The 1,511-nt window shown below is 45.3% G+C and carries 2 protein-coding genes and 2 pseudogenes; 3 read left to right on the top strand and 1 reads right to left on the bottom strand.

The window, feature by feature from the left end:
- The 3 genes and pseudogenes from R7E00_RS23105 to kdsB all read left to right on the top strand — a co-directional run.
- The coding region (locus tag R7E00_RS23105; RefSeq protein WP_318124572.1) for a tetraacyldisaccharide 4'-kinase at positions 1-234 on the top strand (234 nt) is incomplete at its 5' end.
- Positions 215-394 carry a Trm112 family protein gene (locus R7E00_RS23110; RefSeq protein WP_005378451.1) on the top strand — a complete coding sequence of 60 codons (180 nt, stop codon included), beginning with the start codon at positions 215-217 and terminating at the stop codon, positions 392-394. The genes R7E00_RS23105 and R7E00_RS23110, both read left to right, overlap by 20 nt.
- Positions 394-1,149 (top strand): annotated as a pseudogene (gene kdsB / locus R7E00_RS23115) (3-deoxy-manno-octulosonate cytidylyltransferase). Before R7E00_RS23110 ends, kdsB begins: the two are co-directional and overlap by 1 nt.
- Positions 1,150-1,226: 77 nt before the next feature.
- Here kdsB and R7E00_RS23120 read toward each other — a convergent pair.
- Positions 1,227-1,511: pseudogene (locus R7E00_RS23120) on the bottom strand (SpoVR family protein); the annotation flags it as partial.

Consider the following 1,511-nt stretch of genomic DNA (forward strand, 5'->3'; position numbering starts at 1 on the left):
GTCACGAAAGGTTTTGCTGACCATCAAGACTTTGACCAAAAAGAACTTGAAGCATTGGCTCTACAAGGGGCGAATGTGATTATGACAGAGAAAGATGCTGTCAAATGTAGCGACTACGCACAAGACAATTGGTGGTATCTGCCTGTATCTGCTCAATTTGAGCCTAAAGATGCAGAGCGAATTTTAAATCGAATAAAAGAGGTTAAAGCGACTTATGGATCACCGTCTGCTTGAGATTGTGGCTTGCCCAGTGTGTAAAGGTAAGCTGACTTACGATAAAGATAATCAAGAGTTGATCTGCAAATTAGATCGCCTTGCTTACCCTATCAAAGAGGGTATTCCTGTTCTGCTTGAGCCAGAAGCTCGCACCATGAGTATGGATGAGGGACGTTAATGTCTTTTACGGTTGTGATACCGGCTCGTTACTCTTCGAGCCGTTTACCAGGTAAACCACTGGCTGATATCGGTGGTAAACCAATGGTGCAATGGGTTTACGAACAAGCAATGCAAGCTGGCGCTGATGACGTGATCATTGCTACTGACGATGAGCGAGTTTCTGCGGCGGTTGAGCAATTCGGTGGCAAAGTTTGTATGACTTCGCCAAACCACGAATCTGGTACAGAGCGTTTAGCGGAAGTGGTAGAGAAAATGGCCATTCCTGCTGACCACATTATTGTGAACGTTCAAGGTGATGAGCCTTTGGTACCACCAGTTATCATCCGCCAAGTCGCAGATAACTTAGCCGCTAGTGATGCGCCTATGGCTACGTTGGCGGTTGAAATTGAATCTGAAGATGAAGTCTTCAACCCAAATGCCGTAAAAGTCGTTGCTGATGAGCGTGGTTATGCCATGTACTTTAGCCGAGCAACAATTCCTTGGGATCGTGATAACTTCGCTAAGCAAGACAAAGCTATCGTGAATCCATTGATGCGTCACATCGGTATCTATGCATACCGCGCAGGTTTCATTAATACTTACGTAAACTGAGCGCCAAGTGCCCTAGAGCAAATTGAATGCCTAGAGCAGTTACGAGTGCTTTGGTACGGCGAGAAAATCCACGTTGCAGTCGCTAAAGAAGCGCCAGCAGCAGGCGTTGATACGCCAGAAGATCTTGAAGCCGTTAGAGCTATTGTGGCGAAAAAAGCGTAACGATTCTACTTCTTGCAGTTAATAAAAAGGCTCCTTTCATGGAGCCTTTGGCTTTAAGGGGATGAGTCTATTTTTAGCTAAATGTTTGAATCGTACTGATTGCGTTTTGGACAAGTGGCTAATGTTTCTCTGTGTCCCGTGTCTTTAACTTCTTCTAAGATTACGTCAAAGCCCCATAGGCGATAGACGTGTTTCAATACCTCATCATAACTTTCATCGAGTGGAATGCGGTTATGAGGAACGTACTGCAACGTGAGTGAACGGTCACCACGAACATCCACGTTAAACACCTGAATGTTAGGCTCTAAGTTTGATAGGTTGTACTGCGCTGCCAGAGTTTCTCGAATGCGTTTGTAGCCCAT

It is taken from the genome of Vibrio sp. Vb1755, assembly GCF_033338635.1.
GTDB lineage: Bacteria > Pseudomonadota > Gammaproteobacteria > Enterobacterales > Vibrionaceae > Vibrio > Vibrio alginolyticus.

Bases quoted from the DNA above. Each gene is read 5' to 3' on its own strand.
- R7E00_RS23110 (WP_005378451.1), top strand. From the start codon at position 215: ATGGATCACCGTCTGCTTGAGATTGTGGCTTGCCCAGTGTGTAAAGGT.